28 protein-coding genes, 1 pseudogene and 1 riboswitch are annotated in these 25393 nt (G+C 41.3%); of the genes and pseudogenes, 21 read left to right on the plus strand and 8 right to left on the minus strand.

Features of this window, described 5'->3' with window-relative positions:
- The first annotated feature begins 77 nt into the window (after positions 1-77).
- The 8 genes from zapA to EII37_RS08920 all read left to right on the plus strand — a co-directional run bounded on the left by zapA (position 78) and on the right by EII37_RS08920 (position 8942).
- The gene (zapA, locus tag EII37_RS08885; protein WP_000002019.1) at positions 78-380 is read left to right on the plus strand and encodes a cell division protein ZapA; all 303 of its coding nucleotides are present in this window, start codon (positions 78-80) and stop codon (positions 378-380) included.
- Entirely contained in the window at positions 377-925 is a 549-nt protein-coding gene (locus EII37_RS08890) for a CvpA family protein (RefSeq protein ID WP_124788327.1), read from the plus strand. Before zapA ends, EII37_RS08890 begins: the two co-directional genes overlap by 4 nt.
- 92 nt (positions 926-1017) lie before the next feature.
- Positions 1018-3354, plus strand: coding sequence for an endonuclease MutS2 (locus EII37_RS08895; protein ID WP_124788328.1), 2337 nt, complete (start codon positions 1018-1020; stop codon positions 3352-3354).
- 50 nt (positions 3355-3404) lie between these two features.
- Positions 3405-4289 carry an acyltransferase gene (locus EII37_RS08900; RefSeq protein ID WP_185695994.1) on the plus strand — a complete coding sequence of 295 codons (885 nt, stop codon included), beginning with the start codon at positions 3405-3407 and terminating at the stop codon, positions 4287-4289.
- Positions 4290-4291: 2 nt separating this feature from the next.
- Positions 4292-5521 (plus strand): glycosyltransferase, encoded by a 1230-nt coding sequence (locus EII37_RS08905; protein ID WP_124788348.1) that lies wholly within the window; start codon positions 4292-4294, stop codon positions 5519-5521.
- 231 nt (positions 5522-5752) lie between these two features.
- A riboswitch (glycine riboswitch) is annotated at positions 5753-5841 on the plus strand.
- Between the two features lie 90 nt (positions 5842-5931).
- Complete coding sequence (locus EII37_RS08910; RefSeq protein ID WP_124788329.1) at positions 5932-7254, plus strand: sodium:alanine symporter family protein; 1323 nt, start codon at positions 5932-5934, stop codon at positions 7252-7254.
- A gap of 131 nt (positions 7255-7385) precedes the next feature.
- Complete coding sequence (locus EII37_RS08915; protein ID WP_084889803.1) at positions 7386-7934, plus strand: carboxymuconolactone decarboxylase family protein; 549 nt, start codon at positions 7386-7388, stop codon at positions 7932-7934.
- 108 nt (positions 7935-8042) lie between these two features.
- Complete coding sequence (locus tag EII37_RS08920; RefSeq protein ID WP_124788330.1) at positions 8043-8942, plus strand: TDT family transporter; 900 nt, start codon at positions 8043-8045, stop codon at positions 8940-8942.
- Between the two features lie 24 nt (positions 8943-8966).
- Here EII37_RS08920 and serS read toward each other — a convergent pair whose 3' ends face one another.
- The 4 genes from serS to EII37_RS08940 form a co-directional block, all read right to left on the minus strand.
- Positions 8967-10241 carry a serine--tRNA ligase gene (serS, locus tag EII37_RS08925; protein WP_124788331.1) on the minus strand — a complete coding sequence of 425 codons (1275 nt, stop codon included), beginning with the start codon at positions 10239-10241 and terminating at the stop codon, positions 8967-8969.
- Positions 10242-10454: 213 nt separating this feature from the next.
- Positions 10455-10826, minus strand: coding sequence for a DUF956 family protein (locus EII37_RS08930; RefSeq protein ID WP_000079345.1), 372 nt, complete (start codon positions 10824-10826; stop codon positions 10455-10457).
- A 2-nt stretch (positions 10827-10828) separates the two neighbouring features.
- On the minus strand, positions 10829-12193 hold the full coding sequence (locus tag EII37_RS08935) for an aspartate kinase (RefSeq protein ID WP_124788332.1): 1365 nt from the start codon (positions 12191-12193) through the stop codon (positions 10829-10831).
- Positions 12194-12318: 125 nt separating this feature from the next.
- Complete coding sequence (locus EII37_RS08940; protein WP_124788333.1) at positions 12319-12705, minus strand: DUF3775 domain-containing protein; 387 nt, start codon at positions 12703-12705, stop codon at positions 12319-12321.
- A 205-nt stretch (positions 12706-12910) separates the two neighbouring features.
- Between EII37_RS08940 and EII37_RS08945 the strand changes: the two genes are divergently transcribed.
- The 13 genes from EII37_RS08945 to EII37_RS09005 all read left to right on the plus strand — a co-directional run bounded on the left by EII37_RS08945 (position 12911) and on the right by EII37_RS09005 (position 23469).
- Positions 12911-13696, plus strand: a complete 786-nt coding sequence (locus EII37_RS08945) for an enoyl-CoA hydratase (RefSeq protein ID WP_124788334.1) — start codon at positions 12911-12913, stop codon at positions 13694-13696.
- A gap of 92 nt (positions 13697-13788) precedes the next feature.
- Positions 13789-14223 (plus strand): MarR family winged helix-turn-helix transcriptional regulator, encoded by a 435-nt coding sequence (locus EII37_RS08950; protein ID WP_000386351.1) that lies wholly within the window; start codon positions 13789-13791, stop codon positions 14221-14223.
- Complete coding sequence (locus EII37_RS08955) at positions 14223-15197, plus strand: beta-ketoacyl-ACP synthase III (protein ID WP_124788335.1); 975 nt, start codon at positions 14223-14225, stop codon at positions 15195-15197. The genes EII37_RS08950 and EII37_RS08955 overlap by 1 nt, the downstream gene beginning before the upstream one ends.
- 58 nt (positions 15198-15255) lie before the next feature.
- Positions 15256-15480, plus strand: coding sequence for an acyl carrier protein (locus EII37_RS08960; RefSeq protein WP_000257838.1), 225 nt, complete (start codon positions 15256-15258; stop codon positions 15478-15480).
- 116 nt (positions 15481-15596) lie between these two features.
- Positions 15597-16571 carry an enoyl-[acyl-carrier-protein] reductase FabK gene (fabK, locus tag EII37_RS08965; protein WP_115904876.1) on the plus strand — a complete coding sequence of 325 codons (975 nt, stop codon included), beginning with the start codon at positions 15597-15599 and terminating at the stop codon, positions 16569-16571.
- A complete protein-coding gene (fabD, locus tag EII37_RS08970; protein ID WP_124788336.1) occupies positions 16564-17487 on the plus strand; it encodes an ACP S-malonyltransferase in 924 nt (307 codons plus the stop codon). The genes fabK and fabD overlap by 8 nt, the downstream gene beginning before the upstream one ends.
- A 40-nt stretch (positions 17488-17527) precedes the next feature.
- Positions 17528-18259 carry a 3-oxoacyl-[acyl-carrier-protein] reductase gene (gene fabG / locus EII37_RS08975; RefSeq protein WP_124788337.1) on the plus strand — a complete coding sequence of 244 codons (732 nt, stop codon included), beginning with the start codon at positions 17528-17530 and terminating at the stop codon, positions 18257-18259.
- A 21-nt stretch (positions 18260-18280) separates the two neighbouring features.
- Positions 18281-19516, plus strand: a complete 1236-nt coding sequence (fabF, locus tag EII37_RS08980; protein WP_124788338.1) for a beta-ketoacyl-ACP synthase II — start codon at positions 18281-18283, stop codon at positions 19514-19516.
- A 2-nt stretch (positions 19517-19518) separates the two neighbouring features.
- The gene (gene accB, locus EII37_RS08985; protein WP_004262899.1) at positions 19519-20004 is read left to right on the plus strand and encodes an acetyl-CoA carboxylase biotin carboxyl carrier protein; all 486 of its coding nucleotides are present in this window, start codon (positions 19519-19521) and stop codon (positions 20002-20004) included.
- Positions 20001-20423: a 3-hydroxyacyl-ACP dehydratase FabZ gene (gene fabZ, locus EII37_RS08990; RefSeq protein WP_000565512.1), complete on the plus strand. Its 423-nt coding sequence runs from the start codon at positions 20001-20003 to the stop codon at positions 20421-20423. Before accB ends, fabZ begins: the two co-directional genes overlap by 4 nt.
- Positions 20424-20434: 11 nt before the next feature.
- Positions 20435-21802, plus strand: a complete 1368-nt coding sequence (gene accC / locus EII37_RS08995) for an acetyl-CoA carboxylase biotin carboxylase subunit (RefSeq protein ID WP_124788339.1) — start codon at positions 20435-20437, stop codon at positions 21800-21802.
- A 36-nt stretch (positions 21803-21838) separates the two neighbouring features.
- On the plus strand, positions 21839-22705 hold the full coding sequence (gene accD, locus EII37_RS09000; RefSeq protein ID WP_124788340.1) for an acetyl-CoA carboxylase, carboxyltransferase subunit beta: 867 nt from the start codon (positions 21839-21841) through the stop codon (positions 22703-22705).
- Complete coding sequence (locus EII37_RS09005) at positions 22702-23469, plus strand: acetyl-CoA carboxylase carboxyl transferase subunit alpha (protein WP_124788341.1); 768 nt, start codon at positions 22702-22704, stop codon at positions 23467-23469. The genes accD and EII37_RS09005 overlap by 4 nt, the downstream gene beginning before the upstream one ends.
- Before the next feature lie 219 nt (positions 23470-23688).
- On the opposite strand, the gene nusB is transcribed toward EII37_RS09005, so the two are convergent.
- From nusB to EII37_RS09030, 4 genes and pseudogenes are all read right to left on the minus strand, one after another.
- Entirely contained in the window at positions 23689-24114 is a 426-nt protein-coding gene (gene nusB, locus EII37_RS09015; protein WP_049546925.1) for a transcription antitermination factor NusB, read from the minus strand.
- Positions 24107-24496 (minus strand): Asp23/Gls24 family envelope stress response protein, encoded by a 390-nt coding sequence (locus EII37_RS09020; protein ID WP_124788342.1) that lies wholly within the window; start codon positions 24494-24496, stop codon positions 24107-24109. Before EII37_RS09020 ends, nusB begins: the two co-directional genes overlap by 8 nt.
- Before the next feature lie 21 nt (positions 24497-24517).
- Complete coding sequence (gene efp, locus EII37_RS09025; protein ID WP_000568643.1) at positions 24518-25078, minus strand: elongation factor P; 561 nt, start codon at positions 25076-25078, stop codon at positions 24518-24520.
- A 137-nt stretch (positions 25079-25215) separates the two neighbouring features.
- A pseudogene (locus tag EII37_RS09030) lies at positions 25216-25377 on the minus strand (glutamyl-tRNA amidotransferase); the annotation flags it as partial.
- Between the last annotated feature and the right edge of the window lie 16 nt (positions 25378-25393).

Here is a 25393-nt window from a genome sequence, read left to right on the forward strand (position 1 = left end):
TGTACCATAAAAGCAGGCAAATTTGTAAAAACTGACAAAATTAGCGAATTTTGGTATAATATCGTGAGGTGAATTTTATGGCAAATCTAAATCGATTCAAATTTACATTCGGGAAAAAATCATTAACCTTGACAAGCGAGCATGATAACCTTTTTATGGAGGAAATCGCCAAGGTTGCGACAGAAAAATACCAAGCAATTAAAGAACAAATGCCTAGCGCAGATGATGAAACAATCGCTCTTTTGTTGGCAGTCAACTGTTTATCAACTCAGCTCAGCCGTGAGATTGAATTTGATGATAAGGAGCAAGAATTAGAAGAACTCCGTCACAAACTTGTGACTTGCAAGCAAGAACAGAGCAAGATTGAGGATTCCTTATGATTTCACTCCTTCTTCTATTGGTCTTGGCTTGGGGATTTTATATCGGCTATCGGAGAGGCCTGCTTTTACAGGTTTATTACCTTATTTCAGCCATGGCATCGGCTTTTATGGCTGGCCAGTTTTATAAGGGGCTTGGAGAGCAATTTCATTTGTTGCTTCCTTATGCAAATCCACAGGAAGGTCAGGGAACTTTCTTTTTCCCATCGGATCAACTCTTTCAGTTGGATAAGGTTTTTTACGCAGGAATCGGTTACTTGCTTGTATTTGGGATAGTCTATAGCATCGGTCGTTTGCTTGGTCTCCTCTTACACTTGATTCCTAGTAAAAAACTGGGTGGCAAGTTCTTCCAAGTTTCAGCAGGAATCTTGTCCATGTTGGTGACCTTATTTGTCTTGCAGATGGCCTTGACCATCTTGGCGACCATCCCCATGGCAGCTATACAAAATCCTCTTGAAAAGAGTATCGTCGCAAAACACATCATCCAGAGCATACCAGTAACAACCAGTTGGCTCAAACAAATCTGGGTGACAAATTTAATCGGATAAAAAGGGCAGGAATTTTCCTAGCCCTTTGTTTACAGATTTGACTGAATGTAAAAAGTTACCACACCTAGACATTCAAAGACAAGGAAATAAAGATGAATAAGAAAATATTAGAAACATTAGAGTTCAATAAGGTCAAAGCCTTGTTTGAACCCCATTTGTTGACTGAGCAGGGCTTGGAGCAATTGAGACAGCTTGCTCCAACTGCCAAAGCGGATAAAATCAAACAGGCTTTTGCTGAGATGAAGGAAATGCAGGCTCTTTTCGTCGAGCAACCGCATTTCACGATTCTCTCTACTAAGGAAATTGCAGGAGTCTGCAAGCGTTTGGAGATGGGGGCGGATCTCAATATCGAGGAGTTCCTACTCTTGAAGCGCGTGCTTCTTTCTAGCAGAGAACTGCAAAGTTTTTATGCCAATCTGGAAAATGTCAGCTTGACAGAATTAGCCCTTTGGTTTGAGAAATTACATGATTTTCCGCAATTACAAGGAAATCTCCAAGCCTTTAATGATGCAGGTTTCATTGAAAATTTTGCCAGTGAAGAATTGGCGCGAATTCGTCGAAAAATCCATGATAGCGAGAGTCAGGTACGCGATGTTCTACAGGACTTGCTTAAGCAAAAAGGGCAGATGTTGACAGAAGGAATCGTTGCCAGCAGAAATGGCCGTCAGGTTCTACCAGTCAAAAACACCTACCGTAATAAGATTGCAGGTGTCGTTCATGATATTTCTGCTAGTGGAAATACCGTCTATATCGAACCCCGTGAGGTGGTCAAACTGAGTGAAGAAATTGCTAGTTTGCGAGCAGATGAGCGTTATGAAATGCTTCGCATTCTCCAAGAAATCTCGGAGCGTGTCCGCCCTCATGCGGCTGAGATTGCCAATGATGCTTGGATTATCGGCCATCTGGACTTGATTCGTGCCAAGGTTAGATTTATCCAAGAAAGGCAAGCAGTCGTACCTAAGCTGTCAGAAAATCAAGAAATTCAACTGCTCCATGTCTGCCATCCTTTGGTCAAAAATGCCGTCGCAAATGATGTCCATTTTGGTCAAGATTTAACAGCTATTGTCATTACAGGTCCCAATACAGGTGGGAAGACTATCATGCTCAAAACCCTCGGCTTGACGCAGGTCATGGCCCAGTCCGGTTTGCCGATTTTAGCAGATAAGGGAAGCCGTGTTGGTATTTTTGAAGAAATCTTTGCTGATATTGGCGATGAGCAGTCTATTGAGCAGAGTTTGTCTACCTTCTCTAGCCACATGACCAATATCGTGGATATTCTTGGCAAGGTTAACCAACATTCACTCTTACTTTTGGATGAGTTGGGGGCTGGTACTGATCCCCAAGAGGGAGCCGCCCTTGCCATGGCTATTCTGGAGGACCTTCGCCTGCGTCAAGTCAAGACCATGGCGACCACCCACTATCCAGAACTCAAGGCCTACGGTATTGAGACAGCCTTTGTGCAAAATGCCAGCATGGAGTTTGATACTGCAACTCTTCGCCCGACTTATCGCTTTATGCAGGGCGTTCCTGGTCGAAGCAATGCCTTTGAAATTGCCAAACGTCTAGGCCTATCTGAGGTTATCGTAGGGGATGCCAGCCAGCAGGTCGATCAGGACAATGATGTCAATCGTATCATTGAGCAACTGGAAGAGCAGACGCTGGAAAGCCGTAAACGCTTGGACAATATCCGTGAGGTGGAGCAAGAAAATCTCAAGATGAACCGTGCTCTCAAAAAACTTTACAACGAACTCAATCGTGAAAAGGAAACCGAGCTTAACAAGGCGCGTGAACAGGCTGCTGAGATTGTGGACATGGCCCTCAGTGAAAGTGACCAGATTCTTAAGAATCTCCATAGTAAATCTCAACTCAAACCCCATGAAATCATTGAAGCCAAGGCCAAGCTGAAAAAATTGGCTCCTGAAAAAGTAGACTTGTCCAAAAACAAGGTCCTTCAAAAGGCCAAGAAAAAACGAGCTCCAAAGGTGGGAGATGATATCGTTGTTCTCAGTTATGGACAGCGTGGTACCTTGACCAGTCAACTCAAGGACGGCCGTTGGGAAGCCCAAGTTGGCTTGATTAAGATGACCTTGGAAGAGAAAGAATTTGACCTTGTTCAAGCCCAGCAAGAAAAGCCAGTTAAGAAGAAACAAGTCAATGTCGTGAAACGAACTTCTGGGCGAGGACCTCAAGCCAGACTGGACCTTCGAGGCAAACGCTATGAAGAGGCTATGAATGAGCTAGATGCCTTTATCGACCAAGCCTTGCTTAATAATATGGCTCAAGTTGATATCATCCATGGTATTGGAACAGGAGTCATCCGTGAAGGTGTCACCAAATACCTACAAAGAAACAAACATGTCAAGAGTTTCGGCTATGCCCCACAAAATGCTGGAGGCAGTGGTGCAACCATTGTGACTTTTAAAGGATAGAAGTATCATTTTTACAAATTTTAGTGTATAAAAGAATCGAGAAATATAGGATGAATTTGAAAAATATAGTACAGTTAGTTGGAGATTATCATCATGTTGAAGTGTCTCCAGATGCTCATCTTGATTTGGGAGCAGATATCACAATCCGTTCGTTTGCAAGTATTGAAGTTTCAAGTGGAGAGAACTTGAAAATTGGAAACAGGGTATTTTTTAATGACCATTGTTCAGTACGCTGTACTAAAGAAATCACCATTGGCCATGATACAATGTTTGGGGATGGAGTACGAATTTTTGATTCGAATCATCAATTCAATAACTATCATGTGTTTAAAACTGCAATGAGCGGCGCTCCTGTTCGTATTGGGCGTGATTGTTGGATTGGTGCCAATACCGTTATTCTTAGAGGAGTTACTATTGGTGATAATGTCATCATAGGTGCTAATTGTCTCATCCACCAGGATATTCCTAGTAATTCAATCGTCACTCATAGTGAAACATTAACGATTAAGCCCAAGAATATTGCCAAATTTCATGCTTTTGTTTATACTTACTCAGATCAGTTGGAAGGTTTGGAGTATTTGCTAGCTAGTTTACCTGAAGTTGATTTTCATGTTGCGGCGCCAACGAATGTTTCAAATTTTTTAAGAAGTTTTTCCAGATTTAGTAATTTTCAACTATATGAATATTGCCAATCGAGAGAGATTTCAGATCTCATTTTAGAGTTAGCTGATGTCTATCTAGATATAAACCACTGGAATGAGGTTGATGATATTATTGGGCATGCTTTGGCAATAGGAAAACCGATATTTGCATTTGATACAGTAGCTCATCGAACTGATGAAGGAATTCAAGTGTTTAGTATAGAGGACAAAGAGAATATGGTGATGGCCATTCGTCACCAACTAGAAAAAGTTGATAGTGGGGAGAAGGAATGAAATTGTATCAAAAAGTGATTGCTCTTGGAGCTGATATTCGTTATATGGATAAGGTAGAAACTGTGATAAAGTCAGTATCGGTTCATAATCATGAAGTGAAATTTTATGTATTTAATGACGATTTGCCTAGTGAGTGGTTTCTTTTGATGAGAAATCGTCTGAAGGTTATTGGGTCTGAGATTGTCAATGTCAAAAAAACAGCTCATAATCTTCGTGATTTCCATTTGCCGAACGCAATCCTATCCTATGCTGCGTTCTTTAGATATTTTATTGCAGATGAAGTTATAGAAGATAGGGTTCTCTATTTAGACTCGGATACGATTGTCAATGCAAAATTAGATGACTTATTCAACATAGATTTACAGGGATATGCTATCGCAGCTGTTCAAGATTTTAATCACGAAGGTTGGTTAACAACCTTTAATTCAGGTGTGATGTTGATTGATGCAAAAAAATGGCGAGAAAAAAATTCAACACAAAGTCTACTAGAGTTGACTGCTCAATACCATGAACATGTCTATGGGGACCAAGGTGTTCTCAATATGTATTTCGGTGACCAGTGGCTACATTTGGACAAAGAGTATAATTTCATGGTTGGATTGGATCAATTTTTACACTTAACAGGCAACAGTAAATGGTACCAGTCTTCGTATTATGGAAATTATGAGCCAAAGATTATCCACTATACCTCAGAGTTTAAACCCTGGATTCATTTAACTTTGACACGTTTTCGTAAGTTATGGTGGTTTTATTATGGTTTGAACTGGAATGATGTGTTATTAGAAACTGATATCATCAGACGTTCATTTACAGAACTGGTAAAGGCTCCCTTATATCATACTTGTATTTTTACAAATAGTGCTAGTCTAGAATCAATAGAATACCTACTATCTGAATTACCGGAAGTTCATTTTACAATATTAGCACCAACAAATTTTGCTGATAGTGTAGTTGATATGCAACGATTTTTGAATCTTTCAATTTATCCAAACTTTAGTCCTTTTAACAAGAATGAAACCTTGGATAAGATGGATTTCTACCTAGATATCAATCATGGAGGAGTTGTAGGAACTATTGTAGAAGAAATTAGTGATAAAAATAAACCAATTTTTGCGTTTGATAATACAAGTCATGACTCGAGTGGAAGAAGTTGTATTTTTTCGTCAACTGAACCAGAGAAAATGGTAGAAGCAATTCGAAAATTTTTAGGAGTAGAACTGAGTGGTAAATGAGTTTAGATAGTATTTTAAAATTGATCAAAAAGTCAGGATTTCTATTGAAATTATGGCTCTATTTTCGAGATAGTGAGGAAATTTATACAGTAAAAACTGTTGAATTAAGTTTTACTAATAAACACATTGACAAAAACCAACATTTTTTGTAAAATAAGAATCAATTAAATACCAACACCGAATGAAGTTTAATAGAAGTGGCGAATCGTTTGATTTTCCATGACTGTAAATGGACGGAACTCTGGAGAGACCGTAAAGGCACCGAAGGGGCAAGGCAGGTAACTGCTCAAACTCTCAGGTAAAAGGACAGAGCTAGGATAGACCGCTTTTTAGCATTTATCTAAGCATTCCAGAGTACATGTATCTTGCATGTGCTCTTTCTTTTGGGGTTGAAAAGATAGGAGAAGGAAATGTTAGAATTGCTTAAATCAATTGATGCTTTTGCTTGGGGACCTCCCCTCTTGATTTTATTGGTCGGAACAGGGATTTACCTAACTGCCCGTTTAGGACTTTTGCAGGTTTTGCGTCTCTCTAAAGCCTTTCAGCTTATTTTTATCAAGGATAAGGGGCATGGGGATGTATCCAGTTTTGCGGCCTTGTGTACAGCCCTAGCAGCGACAGTTGGTACGGGAAATATTATCGGGGTGGCGACAGCTATCAAGGTCGGTGGACCAGGAGCTCTCTTTTGGATGTGGATGGCTGCTTTCTTTGGAATGGCTACCAAGTATGCGGAAGGTTTATTAGCCATTAAATACAGAACTAAAGACGATAACGGTGCTGTTGCAGGAGGTCCCATGCACTATATACTTTTGGGTATGGGAGAAAAGTGGCGACCACTTGCCATCTTTTTTGCCATTGCAGGTGTCTTAGTAGCTTTGTTGGGAATCGGAACCTTCACCCAAGTCAACTCGATTACAGAATCTATCCAAAATACAACGACCATTTCGCCAGCAATCACGGCTCTCGTTTTGTCTGTCTTAGTAGCGATTGCCGTTTTTGGAGGACTCAAGTCTATTTCAAAGGTTTCGACAGCTGTTGTTCCTTTTATGGCTATCATCTATATTTTAGGAACACTTACAGTTATTTTTTTCAATATTGGAAAACTCCCTGCCACAGTCGCTTTAATCTTGACATCAGCTTTTAGTCCTGTTGCTGCGGTAGGTGGATTTGCTGGTGCTAGCATTCGGATGGCTATCCAAAATGGTGTGGCGCGTGGTGTCTTTTCAAACGAATCTGGTCTAGGTTCTGCTCCCATTGCAGCTGCTGCAGCTAAGACAAATGAACCAGTAGAGCAAGGTTTGATTTCCATGACAGGAACCTTTATTGATACCCTCATCATTTGTACTCTGACTGGTTTGACCATCTTGGTAACTGGAGTATGGAATAGTGACTTGAATGGAGTGGCTTTGACTCAGTCAGCCTTCTCAACAGTCTTTTCACACTTTGGGCCTGCCCTCTTGACCATTTTCCTTGTACTCTTTGCCTTTACAACGATTCTAGGTTGGAACTACTATGGAGAACGCTGTTTCGAGTTCCTCTTTGGTGTTCGTTTTATCTGGCTCTACCGTGTGATTTTTGTGCTCATGGTCTTGCTGGGAGGATTTATCGAGTTGGATATGGTTTGGATTATTGCTGATATTGTCAACGCTTTGATGGCTCTGCCAAACTTGATTGCCCTCTTAGTTTTATCACCAGTTGTTATTGCTGAAACTAAAAAGTATTTTAATAAATAATGGAATCACACATTGCGTGTGATTTTTTGCTTTCATAAAAAATTTCTATCAGTGCAATTTAAAATATATATTATACACGGTATAGAATCTGTGATAGACTAGGTTTCAACAAAATGAAAAGAGGTTTTATGATGACAACATTTACAATCCATACAGTAGAATCAGCACCAGCAGAAGTGAAAGAAGTTCTTGAAACAGTAGAAAAAGACAACAATGGCTTTATTCCAAATCTAATCGGACTCTTGGCTAATGCACCTACTGCTTTAGAGGCTTACCGTACTGTCGGAGCTATCAACCGTCGCAACAGCCTGACACCTGTTGAGCGCGAAGTAGTGCAAATCACGGCAGCTGTGACCAATGGTTGTGCCTTCTGCGTCGCAGGTCACACAGCCTTTTCAATTAAACAAATCCAGATGAATGATGACCTTCTGCAAGCCCTTCGCAATCGTACTCCAATTGAAACAGATCCTAAATTGGACACCCTAGCTAAGTTTACTTTGGCAGTTATCAATACCAAGGGTCGTGTAGGAGATGAAGCCCTAGCTGAGTTTCTAGAAGCTGGCTACACTCAACAAAATGCCTTGGATGTGGTTCTTGGTGTCAGCCTAGCAAGCCTCTGTAACTATGCCAACAATCTAGCCAATACACCAATTAACCCAGAATTGCAACCTTATGCTTAATCCTTATCTGAGTAAAATGAAGTCTGAAATAATCGGACTTCATTTTTTATCCCCTCATTTAAGCGCTTTTATGCTATACTGAAACTAACATGATTATTGGAGGTTAGGATGAAAAAACTCCCCTTGGTATTTTCTGGTTGTTTGCTAGGTTTAGCAGGAGCTGGAAATCTCGTTTTAGATACGTTGCCGATTCTGTCCCATCTGTTGAGTCTGACAGGTTTGATTTTGTGGATTTACTTTCTGCTTTTGCATCTCTTTAATTGGAAGGAAACCAAGCAAGAGTTGACCAAGCCCCCTCTTTTATCAGGAATGGCCACCTTTCCCATGGCTGGGATGATTTTATCGACTTATGTCTTTCGCGTCTTCCCTCATCTTCCTTTGGTAGCGCAAGGACTCTGGTGGTTTTCATTTCTCTTGGATTTGGCCTTGATTGCTGGTTTTACCATCAAATTTGCCTATCCAGGCAAGAGAGTCAATGCTACTCCAAGCTGGACGGTACTTTATGTGGGAATAGCAGTGGCAACCTTGACCTATCCTCTCGTAGGCATCATCGAAATTGCCTATGCGACCTTGAGTTTTGGTTTTCTCCTAACCTTCTATCTCTATCCCCTTATTTATAGCGATTTAAAGAAACATCCACTCCCACTAGCCATGCTTGGACAAGAAGGGATTTACTGTGCTCCTTTTTCTCTACTCTTGGCTTCTCTGGTTCGGGTTGGAGGAGCTAGCCTACCGACTTGGCTCTTGATTGCCATGATTTTGGCTTCCCAATCCTTCTTTTTCTTTGTTTTGACTCGCCTGCCTAATATTTTAAAACAAGGTTTTCAACCAGCTTTCTCAGCCCTCACTTTCCCAACCATTATCACAGCTACCTCGCTCAAGATGGCTCAGGGAATCTTGAAACTTCCATTTCTGGATTATCTGGTCTTGGCTGAAACTATTATATGCCTAACTATTTTATTCTTTGTATTAGGTGCTTATTTAATTTGGTTACGAAAAAAGGTCTAGCTAGAAATAGCTAAACCTTATTTTTTATGGTTTGATGACCTCAGCTCCACCCATGTATGGACGAAGTGCTTCTGGGATGGTCACAGAACCATCTTCATTTTGGTAGTTTTCAAGAATAGCAGCCACTGTACGTCCAACTGCAAGTCCAGAACCGTTTAAGGTGTGGAGCAATTTTACCTTGCCATCTGCTTCATCACGGTAACGGATTTGGGCACGACGGGCTTGGAAATCTTCTGTGTTTGAACAGCTTGAGATTTCACGGTAGGTATTTTGTGCTGGAATCCAAACTTCCAAGTCGTAAGTCTTCGCAGCTGAGAAGCCCATATCTCCAGTAGAGAGAGCAACGACACGGTATGGAAGGTTGAGTTTTTGAAGGATATTTTCAGCGTTAGCTGTCATTTTTTCCAATTCTTCGTAAGATTCTTCTGGTTTGGTAAATTTAACCATTTCAACCTTGTGGAATTGGTGCAAACGAATCAAGCCACGAGTATCACGACCAGCTGAACCAGCCTCTGAACGGAATGATGGACTCATAGCAGTGAAGTAGATTGGCAGGTCTTTACCGTCCAGGATTTCATCACGGTAGTAGTTTGTTAGAGGAACCTCAGCTGTAGGAATGAGGACATAATTGCTATCGCTCAATTCAAAAGTATCTTCCTTGAATTTTGGATATTGACCAGTACCAAACATAGAATCGTGGTTAACCATGTAAGGCGTGATGACTTCAATATAGCCTTCCTTGCCATGCTCATCCAACATAAAGTTGTAGAGAGCACGTTCCAAACGAGCACCGAGGCCTTTATAGAAGAGGAAGCGAGCTCCTGTTACCTTACCACCGCGTTCCCAGTCAAGGATACCAAGGTCTTCACCAAGATCCCAGTGAGCTTTTGGCTCGAAGTCAAACTCGCGTGGAGTCCCCCAACGGCGAACTTCCACATTGTCATCTTCGTCAGCTCCGACAGGAACGCTGTCAGCTGGGATATTTGGAAGAGTCGTGGTAAATTCTGTCAATTTAGCATCGATTTCTGCCAATTCAGCATCCAAGGCTTTAACCTCAGCAGATAGATTTTGCATGGCAGCAATCTTGTCATCTGCATTTTCCTTGTTGCGCTTAGCTTGGGCAATTTCAGCAGAAACTGTGTTTCGTTCTGCTTTGAGAGTTTCAACCTTGACCAAAATGTCACGACGTTTAGCATCGATTTCTTTCATCTCGTTTAAGACAGCAGCATCTACACCACGTGTAGCCAATTTTTCTGCGACAGTATCAAATTCTGTACGAATGCGTTTGATATCTAACATAAGAACTCCTTTATGAAAAAAGCACACCTGACAAAGCGTTGGAGTGGCAGGGCCACGGTTCCATCCAACTTCACAGGTGTGCACTTGATTGTTTATGTAATTGTTATTAACGGTAGAATTTCACTTATCCCTCCTATCTGCTCGCAGCACCCGCAGACTTTCTGAAAGAAGAAGATAACCTACTTATCCGTTGCTATGATTATACTAAAGTTTTTACTTTTTTGCAAATAGATTTTTAAATTTTTGACCAATGGTCTGAATTAGGGTAGGCAGTTTGACAACCTTGTCGTTACCCAGTTTTTCGCGAGCAATTTTGAGAATGGCACCTGAGTCTTTTGAAGCAAAGAGGAATTTTCCTCTGTCTGTAAAGACTTCGAAGTGGCGACTGATTTTGCGACCAGTGACATTGGCCCCAATCTGGTTGATATGGTCCCAAGGAATCTGGATAAATTGTTCGACATTGACATCTGGGTAAAATTCCAGAGCCTGATCTCCGACCAGAAATTTCCCAACTTTTCCAGCTATAGAGAGGTAGGAAGTTCCTGTCGTATTGAGAAGCACTGTTTTGTTAAGAGATTGGGCCATGATTAGTCTTCCTTACTTTCACCGAAAAAGGCATTGTAGAGTGCTTTAATTGCTGCTTTTTCTTGGTCTTTATTGACAACAAACATGATAGAAACTTCACTAGAACCTTGAGACATCATCTGGATATTGATCTTGTTTTCAGATAGAGCACGTGTAGCAGTAGCAGTTACTCCGATATGACTCTTCATTTTTTCTCCAACAATCATAATGATTGAAAGGTCGTGTTCGATTTCTGCATGGTCTACTTCAGCTTTTTGAACCAATTGACGCAGGATTTCTTCTTCCTTGATAGGAGTTAGTTCACGAGAACGGAGAATGATTGAAAGATCGTCGATACCAGTTGGCATATGTTCCCAACCAATGTTGAGGTCTTCAAGGATTTGCAGAACCTTGCGACCAAATCCAATCTCGCGGTTCATGAGGTATTTAGACATGTTGATGCTGACAAAGTCAGAATCACCGGCAATTCCTACAACTGGAAATTCATCACTACTGTGTTTTAGAACGATACGAGTACCTGGATGGTCAGGATTGTTGGTATTCTTGATAACCAGAGGAATTTTTCCTCGGTAGGCAGGAAGAAGAGCTTCGTCATGAAGAACTGAGAATCCTGCATAGGCCAACTCACGCATTTCACGGTAGGTTAACTCAGGAATCGAGTGTGGCTGGTGGATAATTCCTGGGTGAGCTGCAAAGATACCATCAACATCCGTAAAGTTTTCATAGAGATCAGCTTTAACCCCTGCAGCAATGATAGAGCCTGTAATGTCTGATCCTCCACGTGAGAAGGTACAGATTTGATTTTCCCTAGTAACTCCAAAGAAACCAGGAATGACAAGTACTTCATTTGCATTTGTCAATTCTTCAATCTTGTCATAACTTGATGGCACGATACGAGCGTTGCCCGGCTCACTTGTTACCACAATCCCAGCTTCTCGAGGGTGAACATAGCGTGCATCGATACCGTTTTGGTTAAAATAGGCAGCAATCAATTTGGCATTGTTGTTTTCACCCGCTGCTAGGAAAGTATCGTAGAGAAATTCGTTTTCTTCGATAGGAAGAGTTGCCAAGGCCCGAATACTTTTTGAAATTTTTTCTAGAACAGCTGGTTTCAGTTCCAATTCACTAATCATAGCGGCATAGCGTTCAATAATCCAGTTCTGACTTTTGCTAATATCGTTACCAGCAACATAGTCGCGGTAGTATTTAATCAAGGCATCCGTAACCTTAGTATCTTCAGCATTGCGTTTACCAGGCGCAGAAACGACCACAAAACGACGCTCTGAATCACTTTTGACAATGTTTAAAACTTTTTCTAACTGACTAGCAGAGGCAAGAGAACTACCTCCAAATTTAACAACCTTCATAAGGACTCCTAAAGTAAGTATTTTATACGATTATAGCAGAAAGAGAGCCTTTTTTCAAATGAAGAAAAATATATATAAAAAGCGGTTTATCCTAGGACTTACCGCAAATATATTTTAAATTAGATCTATAATTCAATACCAAGAATTCTAAACCCTTCAGTGAGATATTCACCTAGCGGTTTATCTAACATATGGTTTACTTCTATTTCTTTAGTTTTAACACCTTGTGATTTTATGTGTTTTAAATGAGAATAGAAAATTTCATTTGGAGAAATATTGTAAGAGTTTTTATTCCGTCCTAGATACATGATAGTTTGGAGTGCTAAAATTTCTTCAAGGTTCAAATTCATAAGAAGTTCCACTATTTGATTTGAAAGTATCTTAATTTCGTCTGGGACTTCTAAATCATCTCCAAGTAACACTTTATAAGTCCTTTTCTCTCGTTCTATCAACTCTTTTTTACTCGCTAAATTTACGACATCTTTCGCAACGTTAACTAAGTTTCTGTACATGTATTTCCTCCTTTCATAACAACATGTTAACCATATTATATCATATTAAACATATGAGAACAAGTAAAATTATTTACTTTTGAAATCTTGCTTACTATCGGCTGAGACACTTATTACATTCTTATTCTTGCTTTTTTAGAGTAAAAAAGATATACTTTGAAAATAAAATGATTTAACTTGCTTATAAAAATAAAAAGGAGTCCAGATGGAACATATTATTTATCAGCTTGAAGAGGATTTGGCAATTATTACTTTAAACCGTCCTGATGTCGCTAATGGTTTCCATATTCCCATGTGTGAGGAAATTTTAGAAGCCTTGACTCTGGCGGAAGAGGATTCAGCTGTGCATTTTATCTTGATCAATGCGAATGGCAAAGTCTTCTCAGTTGGGGGAGATTTAGTAGAGATGAAGCGGGCAGTGGATGAGGATGATATTCCATCATTGACGAAAATTGCAGAACTAGTCAATGCTATTTCTTATAAAATCAAGCAAATTGCAAAGCCTGTTTTGATGGAGGTTGATGGGGCTGTTGCAGGTGCCGCAGCCAATATGGCTGTTGCTGCAGATTTCTGTTTAGCGACCGATAAGGCTAAATTTATCCAAGCCTTTGTTGGAGTTGGTTTGGCTCCAGATGCAGGAGGAATTCATCTCTTGAGCCGAAGTATTGGTGTGACGCGTGCTGCTCAACTAGCCATGACAGGAGAGGCTTTGACAGCAGAAAAAGCTCTAGAGTGGGGTGTGGTTTACCGTATTTCTGAAGCTGATAAGTTAGAAAAAACCAGAGAACAGCTTCTTAAAAAATTAAGACGTGGTTCAAGTAATTCCTATGCAGCCATCAAGAAGTTGGTTTGGGAGAGCCAATTTAAAGATTGGCAAGATTATGCTGTTTTAGAACTGCATCTACAGGAATCACTGGCCAAAACAGAGGATTTCAAAGAGGGAGTTCGGGCTCATTCGGAGAGAAGAAGGCCTAAATTTACAGGAAAATAAAAAAATACTTGCGCCATTCTTTGAAGTTTGATATAATTCTTTTGTCAAATGTTTTGATTGTAAAAGTTTTTTGAGAAGGAGGGAAAGAAGGATTGGACTACCAACGAATTAATGAATATTTAACATCTATATTTAACAATGTCCTCGTCATTGAGGAAGTTAGCTTGAGAGGTAGTCGTTTCAAGGATATCTCCATCAAAGAAATGCATACGATTGATGTGATTGGGAAATTCCCAGACGTGACACCAAGTCAAGTGTCGAAAGAGTTGATGGTGACTCTTGGGACAGTTACGACTAGTTTGAATAATCTCGAACGCAAGGGTTACATTGAACGCATTCGTTCAGAACATGATCGTCGTGTGGTGCATCTGCATTTGACAAAGAAAGGTCGCTTGGTTCATAGGTTACATAAACGCTTCCACAAGGCCATGGTTGAAAAAATTATTGATGGTATGAGTAAGCAAGAAATTGAGGTTATGAGCAAAGGTTTGACCAATCTTTATCAATTTTTGGAGGATTTGAGATAATGGCTTTTGCAAAAATAAGCCAGGTTGCTCATTATGTGCCTGAGCAAGTGGTTACAAATCATGATTTGGCTCAGATTATGGATACCAATGATGAGTGGATTTCAAGTCGGACGGGAATACGACAAAGGCATATCTCAAGAACAGAATCTACTAGTGATTTGGCTACAGAGGTTGCTAAGAAACTGATGGCAAAAGCTGGAGTCACAGGAGAGGAGTTGGATTTTATCATTCTAGCTACCATTACTCCTGATTCGATGATGCCCTCTACAGCTGCTCGTATCCAAGCTAATATTGGTGCTAATAAGGCCTTTGCTTTTGACTTAACAGCTGCTTGTAGTGGATTTGTATTTGCTCTTTCAACTGCTGAAAAGTTTATCGCTTCTGGTCGCTTTCAAAAAGGCTTGGTGATTGGCAGTGAAACTCTCTCTAAAGCAGTCGATTGGTCGGACCGATCAACAGCTGTTTTATTTGGAGATGGTGCTGGTGGTGTCTTGCTAGAAGCTAGCGAGCAAGAGCATTTCTTGGCTGAGAGTCTCAATAGTGATGGAAGTCGCAGCGAATGTCTAACGTATGGACATTCAGGCTTACATTCTCCATTTTCAGATCAAGAAAGTGCAGATTCATTTTTGAAGATGGATGGACGCGCAGTCTTTGATTTTGCTATTCGGGATGTAGCCAAGTCTATTAACCAGACTATTGAAGAATCTCCTGTAGAGGCGACAGACTTGGATTATCTGCTACTTCATCAGGCTAATGACCGTATTTTAGATAAGATGGCTAGGAAAATCGGTGTCGACCGAGACAAACTTCCAGCCAATATGATGGAATATGGCAATACCAGTGCAGCAAGTATCCCGATTTTACTTTCAGAGTGTGTAGAACAAGGCCTCATCCGTTTAGATGGTAGTCAGACTGTTCTGCTATCAGGCTTCGGTGGAGGCTTGACCTGGGGCACGCTCATTCTTACAATTTAGGTAATCATGTGGTGAACACATTGTTATAAAAAACTATTTATTTTAAAGGAGTCCTATTATGGCAGTATTTGAAAAAGTACAAGAAATTATCGTTGAAGAACTTGGAAAAGACGCATCAGAAGTAACACTTGAATCAACTTTTGATGACTTGGACGCAGATTCATTGGACTTGTTCCAAGTAATCTCAGAAATCGAAGATGCTTTTGATATCCAAATCGAAGCAGAAGATGACTTGAAAACAGTTGGTGACTTGGTTGCCTACGTTGAAGAGCAAACAAAATAAACAGAATATAGATAGAAGGAGTAGGGAAACCCGCTCCCTCTTGTTTAGGCAATAGTTTGATTTTCAAATTATGACGATATCGAACTATTACGTAAGCAAGAAACGATGGAGGCACTATGAAAACGCGTATTACAGAATTATTGAACATTGATTATCCTATTTTCCAAGGAGGGATGGCCTGGGTTGCTGATGGTGATTTGGCAGGGGCTGTTTCCAAGGCTGGAGGACTAGGGATTATCGGTGGGGGAAATGCCCCTAAAGAAGTTGTCAAGGCAAATATTGATAAAATCAAATCATTGACTGATAAACCCTTCGGTGTCAACATCATGCTCTTGTCTCCCTTTGTGGAAGATATTGTAGACCTCGTTATCGAGGAAGGTGTTAAGGTAGTGACAACAGGCGCAGGAAATCCAAGTAAATACATGGAACGTTTCCATGAAGCTGGTATTACAGTTATTCCAGTTGTACCAAGTGTTGCCCTAGCTAAACGCATGGAAAAAATCGGTGCGGATGCTGTTATTGCAGAAGGAATGGAAGCTGGGGGACACATTGGGAAATTAACAACCATGACCTTGGTGCGCCAGGTTGCTGCTGCTGTATCTATTCCTGTTATTGCTGCAGGAGGGATTGCGGATGGTGAAGGTGTTGCAGCTGGCTTTATGCTAGGTGCAGAGGCTGTTCAGGTTGGAACTCGTTTTGTCGTTGCAAAAGAGTCTAATGCCCATCCGAATTATAAGGCGAAAATTTTAAAAGCTAGAGATATTGATACTACGATTTCAGCTCAACACTTTGGACATGCTGTTCGTGCGATTAAAAATCAGTTGACTCGTGATTTTGAACAAGCTGAAAAAGATGCCTTTAAACAAGACAATCCAGATTTGGAAATTTTTGAACAAATGGGAGCAGGTGCTCTAGCCAAAGCGGTTGTTCACGGAGATGTGGATGGTGGTTCTGTTATGGCAGGTCAAATCGCAGGCCTTGTTTCCAAAGAAGAAAGCGTTGAAGAAATCCTAAAAGATTTGTATTACGGAGCAGCTAAGAAAATTCAAGAAGAAGCCTCTCGTTGGGCAGGAGTTGTAAGAAATGACTAAAACAGCCTTTTTATTTGCTGGTCAAGGTGCCCAGTATCTAGGTATGGGCCGGGATCTCTATAATCAGTATCCTATTGTCAAAGAAACGATTGATCAAGCGAGTCAGGTACTCGGTTATGATTTGCGTCATCTCATTGATACGGAAGAAGAAAAACTCAATCAGACCCGCTATACGCAACCAGCTATTTTAGCAACTTCAGTTGCTATCTATCGTTTATTGCAAGAAAAGGGCTATCAGCCTGATATGGTTGCTGGTTTGTCCCTTGGAGAATACTCTGCCTTGGTGGCTAGCGGTGCCTTGGATTTTGAAGATGCGGTTACCTTGGTTGCTAAGCGTGGCGCCTATATGGAAGAAGCGGCTCCTGCTGGCTCTGGTAAGATGGTGGCAGTTCTCAATACGCCAGTAGAGGTCATTGAGGAAACTTGTAAGCAAGCCTCTGAACTTGGAGTGGTTACTCCAGCCAACTATAACACGCCTGCACAAATCGTCATTGGTGGAGAAGTGGCTGCAGTTGACCGAGCTGTCGAACTCTTGCAGGAAGCAGGTGCCAAACGCTTGATTCCTCTCAAGGTGTCAGGACCTTTTCATACCGCTCTTCTTGAACCTGCTAGCCAAAAACTAGCTGAAACTCTTGCTCAAGTAAGTTTTTCAGATTTTACTTGTCCCCTAGTTGGTAATACAGAAGCTGCTGTCATGCAAAAAGAAGATATAGTTCAACTCTTAACGCGTCAGGTCAAGGAACCAGTTCGTTTCTATGAAAGTATTGCAGTTATGCAAGAAGCAGGAGTAACCAACTTTATCGAGATTGGCCCAGGGAAAGTCTTGTCAGGCTTTGTCAAAAAAATTGATAAAACGGCTAAACTAGCCAATGTTGAAGATCAGGCGAGTTTGGAAGCCTTGCTAGAAAATGAGTAATCCCTTCTCCCATAAATACAAGAGGAAACAGGAGAAAAGAATGCAACTAAAAAATAAAAATATCTTTATTACAGGTTCGAGTCGTGGAATTGGTCTTGCCATAGCCCACAAGTTTGCTCAAGCAGGAGCCAACATCGTCTTAAACAGTCGTGGGGCAATCTCAGAGGATTTGCTTGCCGAATTTGCAGACTGTGGTGTCAAGGTGGTTCCTATTTCAGGAGATGTATCAGATTTTGCAGACGCTAAACGTATGGTTGAGCAAGCTATTGCAGAGCTAGGTTCAGTAGATGTTTTGGTCAACAATGCAGGAATTACCCAAGATACCCTTATGCTCAAGATGACAGAAGCAGATTTTGAAAAAGTGCTCAAGGTTAACCTGACTGGTGCCTTTAACATGACACAATCAGTCTTGAAACCGATGATGAAAGCCAGAGAAGGTGCTATCATTAATATGTCTAGTGTTGTTGGTTTGATGGGAAATATCGGTCAAGCTAACTATGCAGCTTCTAAGGCTGGTTTGATTGGTTTTACTAAGTCTGTGGCTCGTGAAGTGGCCAATCGCAATATCAGAGTTAATGCTATTGCACCTGGAATGATTGAGTCCGATATGACAGCTGTTCTATCAGACAAGGTAAAAGATGCTATGCTGGCACAAATTCCTATGAAAGAATTTGGTCAGGCAGAGCAGGTTGCAGATTTGACAGTATTTTTAGCAGGCCAAGATTATCTAACTGGTCAAGTGGTTGCCATTGATGGTGGCTTAAGTATGTAGCAGAAGCTAGAGGTAAAAAAGATGAAACTAAATCGCGTAGTAGTAACAGGTTATGGAGTAACATCTCCAATCGGAAATACACCAGAAGAATTTTGGAATAGTTTGACAACTGGAAAAATCGGAATTGGTCAAATTACGAAATTTGATCATAGTGACTTTGATGTGCATAATGCAGCAGAAATCCAAGATTTTCCTTTTGATAAATACTTTGTTAAGAAAGATACCAATCGTTTTGATAATTATTCTTTATATGCCTTGTATGCAGCCCAAGAAGCTGTTAATCACGCTAATCTCGATGTAGAGACTCTTGACAAGGATCGTTTTGGTGTTATTGTGGCTTCTGGTATTGGTGGAATCAAGGAAATTGAAGATCAAGTGCTTCGCCTAAATGACAGAGGACCAAAACGTGTGAAACCATTGACCCTTCCAAAAGCCTTGCCAAATATGGCTTCAGGAAATGTGGCTATGCGTTTTGGAGCAAACGGTGTTTGTAAATCCATCAATACTGCCTGTGCTTCATCAAATGACGCGATTGGGGATGCCTTCCGCTCAATTAAGTTTGGTTTCCAAGATGTTATGTTGGTAGGTGGTTCAGAAGCTTCTATCACACCTTTTGCTATTGCTGGTTTCCAAGCCCTAACTGCTCTCTCAACTACAGAGGATCCAACTCGTGCTTCCATTCCATTTGATAAGGACCGTAATGGTTTTGTCATGGGTGAAGGTTCTGGGATGTTGGTTCTTGAAAGCCTTGAACACGCTGAAAAACGTGGGGCTACTATCCTTGCTGAAGTGGTTGGTTATGGACATACCTGTGATGCCTACCACATGACTTCTCCTCATCCAGAAGGTAAGGGAGCTATCAAGGCCATCAAATTAGCCTTGGAAGAAGCTGAGATTTCCCCAGAACAAGTAGCCTATGTCAATGCTCACGGAACGTCAACTCCTGCTAATGAAAAAGGAGAAAGTGGTGCGATCGTAGCTGTTCTTGGTAAGGAAGTGCCTGTATCATCAACCAAGTCTTTCACAGGACATTTGCTGGGTGCTGCGGGTGCAGTAGAAGCTATCGTAACAATCGAGGCTATGCGTCATAACTTTGTACCAATGACAGCTGGAACAAGTGAAGTATCAGATTATATCGAAGCCAATGTCGTCTATGGACAAGGCTTGGAGCAAGAAATTCCATACGCTATTTCAAATACCTTTGGTTTTGGTGGCCACAATGCAGTTCTTGCTTTCAAACGTTGGGAGAATAAATAAGTATGAATTTAAACGATATTAAAGACTTGATGGCCCAATTTGACCAGTCAAGTTTGAGAGAGTTTTCTTATAAGAATGGGACGGATGAGTTGCAGTTTAGCAAGAATGAAGCGAGAATGGTGTCTGAAGTTGCAGCTCAAGTCGCTCCAGCGCCCGTTCTAGCAACACCCAGTCCAGTAGCTCCTACATCTGCTCCAGCAGAGACTGTAGCAGAAGAAGTTTCAGCTCCAGCAGAAGCAAGTATGGCTGCTGAGGGAGATGTTGTAGAGAGCCCACTTGTTGGGGTGGCTTACTTGGCTGCTGGTCCTGATAAACCTGCCTTCGTCACAGTTGGTGATAGTGTTAAAAAAGGCCAAACATTAGTTATTATCGAAGCCATGAAAGTCATGAATGAAATTCCAGCACCTAAGGATGGCGTGGTAACGGAAATTCTCGTTTCTAACGAAGAAATGGTTGAGTTTGGTAAAGGATTGGTACGTATCAAATGATCGATATTCAAGGAATCAAAGAAGCCCTTCCCCACCGTTATCCTATGCTCCTAGTGGACCGTGTGTTGGAAGTGAGCGAGGATACCATTGTTGCCATCAAAAATGTGACCATCAATGAGCCCTTCTTTAATGGTCATTTCCCTCAATACCCTGTCATGCCAGGTGTTCTAATCATGGAAGCCTTGGCGCAAACTGCTGGTGTCTTGGAGTTGTCTAAGCCTGAAAATAAGGGGAAACTGGTCTTTTATGCTGGTATGGACAAGGTTAAATTTAAGAAGCAAGTTGTACCTGGTGACCAATTGGTTATGACAGCGACTTTTGTAAAACGCCGTGGTAGCATTGCTGTGGTTGAAGCAAAGGCTGAAGTGGATGGCAAGCTTGCAGCCAGTGGTACTCTAACCTTTGCAATAGGGAACTAAGGAGGTTCTCCATGTTTCGAAAAATTTTAATTGCCAATCGTGGTGAAATTGCGGTCCGTATTATCCGTGCGGCGCGTGAACTGGGGATCGCAACGGTGGCTGTTTATTCAACTGCTGATAAGGAAGCCCTTCATACGCTTTTGGCAGATGAAGCGGTTTGTATCGGTCCTGGTAAGTCAACTGAGTCTTATCTCAATATTAATGCGGTTCTATCAGCTGCAGTCTTGACTGAGGCAGAAGCCATTCACCCCGGTTTTGGATTTCTCAGTGAAAATTCCAAATTTGCTACCATGTGTGAAGAGGTGGGGATTAAGTTTATCGGTCCATCTGGTCATGTCATGGATATGATGGGAGACAAAATCAATGCGCGTTCTCAGATGATCAAAGCAGGTGTACCAGTCATTCCAGGTTCGGATGGAGAAGTGCATAACTCTGAGGAAGCTTTGATTGTTGCTGAAAAAATTGGCTACCCTGTTATGCTCAAGGCTTCAGCAGGTGGAGGTGGTAAAGGGATTCGTAAGGTTGAAAAACCAGAAGACCTCGTTTCAGCCTTTGAAACGGCCTCTAGTGAAGCCAAGGCCAACTATGGCAATGGTGCCATGTACATTGAACGGGTTATCTATCCAGCTCGCCACATCGAGGTTCAAATCCTAGGAGATGAGCATGGACATGTGATTCACTTGGGGGAACGGGATTGTTCTCTTCAACGGAATAACCAAAAGGTTTTGGAAGAAAGTCCTTCGATTGCAATTGGCAAAACGCTACGCAATGAAATTGGTTCTGCTGCTGTTCGAGCTGCAGAGTCTGTTGGCTATGAAAATGCAGGAACCATTGAGTTTCTTCTTGATGAAGCCAGTGGTAAATTCTATTTCATGGAAATGAATACACGTGTTCAGGTAGAGCATCCAGTAACAGAGTTTGTTTCAGGTGTGGATATCGTTAAGGAACAGATTCGCATTGCGGCAGGTCAGCCTCTGTCTGTTAAGCAAGAAGATATTGTTCTAAGAGGGCATGCTATCGAGTGTCGTATCAATGCAGAAAATCCAGCCTTTAACTTTGCTCCAAGTCCAGGTAAGATTACTAATCTCCATCTGCCAAGTGGTGGAGTTGGCTTACGCGTGGATTCAGCAGTTTATCCAGGCTATACCATTCCACCTTATTATGATAGTATGATTGCTAAAATCATCGTTCATGGTGAAAATCGTTTTGATGCCTTGATGAAAATGCAACGTGCCCTCTATGAACTAGAGATAGAGGGGGTGCAGACTAATGCAGATTTCCAGCTTGACCTCATTTCAGATCGCAATGTCATTGCTGGAGATTATGATACTTCCTTCTTGATGGAAACCTTCTTACCTAAATATCAAGAAAAAGAATAAAATGACTTTAAGAGTTTAAACCGAAAAGGGGAATCAATGGCTCTATTTAGTAAAAAAGATAAATATATTCGAATCAATCCTAATCGTTCGGTTAGGGAAAAACCTCAAGCCAAGCCAGAGGTTCCAGATGAATTATTTTCTAAGTGTCCGGGTTGTAAGCATACCATCTATCAGAAGGATCTGGGAAGTGAGCGTATCTGTCCGCACTGTAGCTATACCTTTCGTATTTCTGCCCAAGAACGCTTGGTTTTGACGATTGATATGGGAACATTCAAGGAATTGTTTACAGGGATTGAAAGCAAGGATCCCTTGCATTTCCCTGGTTATCAAAAGAAACTAGCAACTATGCGTGAAAAAACAGGTTTGGATGAAGCCGTTGTCACAGGAACAGCTCTTATTAAAGGTCAGACTGTGGCTCTTGGGATTATGGATTCCAACTTTATCATGGCTTCTATGGGTACAGTTGTAGGTGAAAAAATCACTCGATTATTTGAATATGCGACTGTTGAAAAATTGCCAGTTGTTCTTTTCACAGCATCTGGTGGAGCACGTATGCAGGAAGGAATCATGAGTCTCATGCAGATGGCCAAGATTTCTGCAGCGGTTAAACGCCATTCAAATGCAGGTCTCTTTTACCTGACCATTTTGACAGATCCAACGACAGGTGGTGTCACAGCTTCTTTCGCTATGGAAGGGGATATCATTCTGGCTGAACCACAGAGCTTGGTCGGTTTTGCTGGGCGTCGTGTGATTGAAAATACGGTTCGTGAAAGCTTGCCTGAGGGGTTTCAAAAGGCAGAATTCCTATTGGAACATGGTTTTGTGGATGCTATTGTTAAAAGAAGAGACTTGCCAGATACGATTGCTAGTCTAGTCAGATTGCATGGAGGGAGTCCTAGATGAATATTGCAAAAATAGTCAGAGAAGCGCGTGAGCAGAGTCGCTTGACAACCTTGGACTTTGCGATAGGCATTTTTGATGACTTTATCCAATTACACGGCGACCGTTCTTTTCGTGATGATGGTGCAGTTGTTGGTGGTATTGGTTGGCTTGGAGATCAAGCTGTAACAGTAGTTGGTATCCAAAAAGGCAAGAGTTTACAAGATAACCTAAAACGGAATTTTGGCCAACCGCATCCAGAAGGTTACCGCAAGGCCCTACGGTTGATGAAACAGGCTGAAAAGTTTGGCCGTCCAGTAGTGACCTTTATCAACACTGCCGGAGCCTATCCTGGTGTCGGAGCGGAAGAACGTGGTCAAGGGGAAGCTATTGCTCGCAATCTCATGGAAATGAGTGACCTGAAAGTTCCTATAATTGCCATCATTATTGGTGAAGGTGGTTCAGGTGGGGCTCTGGCTCTGGCAGTCGCAGACCGTGTTTGGATGCTGGAAAATTCTATCTATGCCATTCTCAGTCCAGAAGGTTTTGCTTCTATTCTATGGAAAGATGGCAGTCGTGCCATGGAAGCGGCAGAACTGATGAAAATCACTTCGCATGAACTGTTAGAAATGGACGTGGTGGATAAGGTGATTTCTGAAGCAGGACTTTCTAGTAAAGAACTTATTAAGAATGTTAAAAAAGAACTTCAAGCTGATCTAGCTAGACTTTCACAAAAACCGCTAGAAGAGTTATTGGAAGAACGTTACCAACGATTTAGAAAATACTAATACTTCAGATTACGCAAAAACTAGAACTGGCAGTCAGTTCTAGTTTTTATGTGCTTCTTATACTCAATGAAAATCAAAGAGCAAACTAGGAAACTAGCCGCAGGCTGTACTTGAGTACGGCAAGGCGACGTTGACGCGGTTTGAAGAGATTTTCGAAGAGTATTACTCTGTGCAGAGGGGAAAGTAAAAAAGTGCTTGGAAGACCAAACACCTTTTCGATTATTCATTTTCTTCTGTTACAAATTGACTAAGCAGTCCGTTGATAAAACGGGCTGATTTTTGATCTGAAAAATTCTTAGCGAGTTCAATAGCTTCATTGACTGCTACCAGCTGAGGTGTATCAAATGATGTGATTTCAAAGATTCCCAAGCGTAGTAAGTTTTTTTCGATCAAGGTCAATCGTTCAACTGTCCAGCCTGACTTGAGGTGCTGGTTGATTTGTTTATCCAGCTCGTCTTTTTGAGCTTGAACGCCAGAAACCAAGTTCAGAAGAAAGGCAGGGATCTGCACATCTGCATCTTCACGATCATGCGTGTAGGCAAAGTGACAAGCTGTCTCCATATCTGTGCCGAATTCAAGGCTCATAAGAGCTTGAAAAGCGCATTTACGAAGTTCACGTCTAGATTCTAATAATGGACTAGTCATTGAGGAAGTCCTCGTTAAATAGATCTTTCAACTCAGGTTTTGGTGTTTTGTCTGGAACGATTCCTGCAACATGAATGTTGACAGCAGCAAGTTCCACATCAGCCATATCACGAACAGCATCTTTGACTGCTTTTTGAATAGTAAGAGCGACTTTTGGTACCTTCACACCGTACTCAAGATAGAGATAGATATCAGCTGTCAGCTCTTCTTCGATATTTTTAAGATAAACGCCACGACCTAGAGAAAATTTTGATAGGGTATCAGATACGGATTTATTTGAAAATGAGTGGACACCCTCAACTTTAGCAGTTGCGATGGCAATGATTTTTTCAAGTACACGTGGAGCGATAACGATTTCGCCAAATTGTTCTTCAATTCCCATAGAATGACCTCTTTCTAGAGATTAGGCACGAGAAACGTAAGTTCCTTCTGCAGTGTTGATGATCAATTTTTGTCCAGCTTCGATGAAGTCGGGAACGTTGACAACAAGTCCAGTTTCCATAGTTGCTGGTTTACCAGAACCTGTAACAGTAGCACCTTTGATAGATGGTTGTGTTTCAGCGACTGTCAATTCAACAGTAGTTGGTACAGTTACACCGATTACTTCTGTTCCGTAGAATTGAATTTTCACATCAGAGTTTTCAAGGATGTAAAGCAATTCATTTTCAACATTTACGACTGGGATTTCGTATTGGTCGTAAGTTTCAGTGTTCATGAAGTAGGCAGTTTCATCCATTTTGTACAAGTATTGAGCTGGAACAGTTTCGATAATAGCTTGTTCGAATTTTTCTTCTGGACGGTAGCTTGTATCAAATGTAGAACCAGTACGGACATCACGCAATTTCATACGCATAATCGTGTTCCCTTTACCTGGTTTGTGGTGGCTAGCTTCCAAAACGCGGATCAATTTTCCGTCTGCAGTTTCAAATGTCATACCAGCTTTCAATTTGCTTGCTTCAATCATGTTTTTACCTCTTTAATAAATATTATTACTCTTCATTTTACCATAAAATCTTCTGGAAATAAAGCCAAAATAGTTAATGGGAGATGGTAGGAGCGAAAAAAACCAACCTCAGGGCTGGTTTCTTTTACATATTAATCTTCTTTCAATTTCGCTAATTCCTGGGCAAAGACTTGGTGGATAATTGGAATCAAAACAGCTGGATCTGAAATTTGAACCATACCTGCTTTTTCAACGTATTCACGCGCACCACCGTCATTTTTAGCTAGGTGAACAAAGACTTTCTTGGTCGTAGCTGAGCTCTTCAAGAAGGATATG

This window comes from Streptococcus sp. OH4692_COT-348 (assembly GCF_003859975.1).
Lineage (GTDB): Bacteria > Bacillota > Bacilli > Lactobacillales > Streptococcaceae > Streptococcus.

What these genes read in the sequence shown, in the direction of transcription:
- EII37_RS08960 (WP_000257838.1), top strand. Translation starts at nt 15,256, where the DNA reads ATGGCAGTATTTGAAAAAGTACAAGAAATTATCGTTGAAGAACTTGGA.
- EII37_RS08895 (WP_124788328.1), top strand. Translation starts at nt 1,018, where the DNA reads ATGAATAAGAAAATATTAGAAACATTAGAGTTCAATAAGGTCAAAGCC.
- EII37_RS09005 (WP_124788341.1), top strand. Translation starts at nt 22,702, where the DNA reads ATGAATATTGCAAAAATAGTCAGAGAAGCGCGTGAGCAGAGTCGCTTG.
- fabZ (WP_000565512.1), top strand. Translation starts at nt 20,001, where the DNA reads ATGATCGATATTCAAGGAATCAAAGAAGCCCTTCCCCACCGTTATCCT.
- EII37_RS08945 (WP_124788334.1), top strand. Translation starts at nt 12,911, where the DNA reads ATGGAACATATTATTTATCAGCTTGAAGAGGATTTGGCAATTATTACT.
- EII37_RS08890 (WP_124788327.1), top strand. Translation starts at nt 377, where the DNA reads ATGATTTCACTCCTTCTTCTATTGGTCTTGGCTTGGGGATTTTATATC.
- fabK (WP_115904876.1), top strand. Translation starts at nt 15,597, where the DNA reads ATGAAAACGCGTATTACAGAATTATTGAACATTGATTATCCTATTTTC.
- EII37_RS08930 (WP_000079345.1), bottom strand. Translation starts at nt 10,826, where the DNA reads ATGGCCCAATCTCTTAACAAAACAGTGCTTCTCAATACGACAGGAACT.
- serS (WP_124788331.1), bottom strand. Translation starts at nt 10,241, where the DNA reads ATGTTAGATATCAAACGCATTCGTACAGAATTTGATACTGTCGCAGAA.
- nusB (WP_049546925.1), bottom strand. Translation starts at nt 24,114, where the DNA reads ATGACTAGTCCATTATTAGAATCTAGACGTGAACTTCGTAAATGCGCT.
- zapA (WP_000002019.1), top strand. Translation starts at nt 78, where the DNA reads ATGGCAAATCTAAATCGATTCAAATTTACATTCGGGAAAAAATCATTA.
- accC (WP_124788339.1), top strand. Translation starts at nt 20,435, where the DNA reads ATGTTTCGAAAAATTTTAATTGCCAATCGTGGTGAAATTGCGGTCCGT.
- fabF (WP_124788338.1), top strand. Translation starts at nt 18,281, where the DNA reads ATGAAACTAAATCGCGTAGTAGTAACAGGTTATGGAGTAACATCTCCA.
- accD (WP_124788340.1), top strand. Translation starts at nt 21,839, where the DNA reads ATGGCTCTATTTAGTAAAAAAGATAAATATATTCGAATCAATCCTAAT.
- efp (WP_000568643.1), bottom strand. Translation starts at nt 25,078, where the DNA reads ATGATTGAAGCAAGCAAATTGAAAGCTGGTATGACATTTGAAACTGCA.
- EII37_RS08955 (WP_124788335.1), top strand. Translation starts at nt 14,223, where the DNA reads ATGGCTTTTGCAAAAATAAGCCAGGTTGCTCATTATGTGCCTGAGCAA.
- EII37_RS09020 (WP_124788342.1), bottom strand. Translation starts at nt 24,496, where the DNA reads ATGGGAATTGAAGAACAATTTGGCGAAATCGTTATCGCTCCACGTGTA.
- EII37_RS08900 (WP_185695994.1), top strand. Translation starts at nt 3,405, where the DNA reads ATGAATTTGAAAAATATAGTACAGTTAGTTGGAGATTATCATCATGTT.
- EII37_RS08910 (WP_124788329.1), top strand. Translation starts at nt 5,932, where the DNA reads ATGTTAGAATTGCTTAAATCAATTGATGCTTTTGCTTGGGGACCTCCC.
- EII37_RS08920 (WP_124788330.1), top strand. Translation starts at nt 8,043, where the DNA reads ATGAAAAAACTCCCCTTGGTATTTTCTGGTTGTTTGCTAGGTTTAGCA.
- EII37_RS08915 (WP_084889803.1), top strand. Translation starts at nt 7,386, where the DNA reads ATGACAACATTTACAATCCATACAGTAGAATCAGCACCAGCAGAAGTG.
- EII37_RS08935 (WP_124788332.1), bottom strand. Translation starts at nt 12,193, where the DNA reads ATGAAGGTTGTTAAATTTGGAGGTAGTTCTCTTGCCTCTGCTAGTCAG.
- EII37_RS08940 (WP_124788333.1), bottom strand. Translation starts at nt 12,705, where the DNA reads ATGTACAGAAACTTAGTTAACGTTGCGAAAGATGTCGTAAATTTAGCG.
- fabD (WP_124788336.1), top strand. Translation starts at nt 16,564, where the DNA reads ATGACTAAAACAGCCTTTTTATTTGCTGGTCAAGGTGCCCAGTATCTA.
- accB (WP_004262899.1), top strand. Translation starts at nt 19,519, where the DNA reads ATGAATTTAAACGATATTAAAGACTTGATGGCCCAATTTGACCAGTCA.
- fabG (WP_124788337.1), top strand. Translation starts at nt 17,528, where the DNA reads ATGCAACTAAAAAATAAAAATATCTTTATTACAGGTTCGAGTCGTGGA.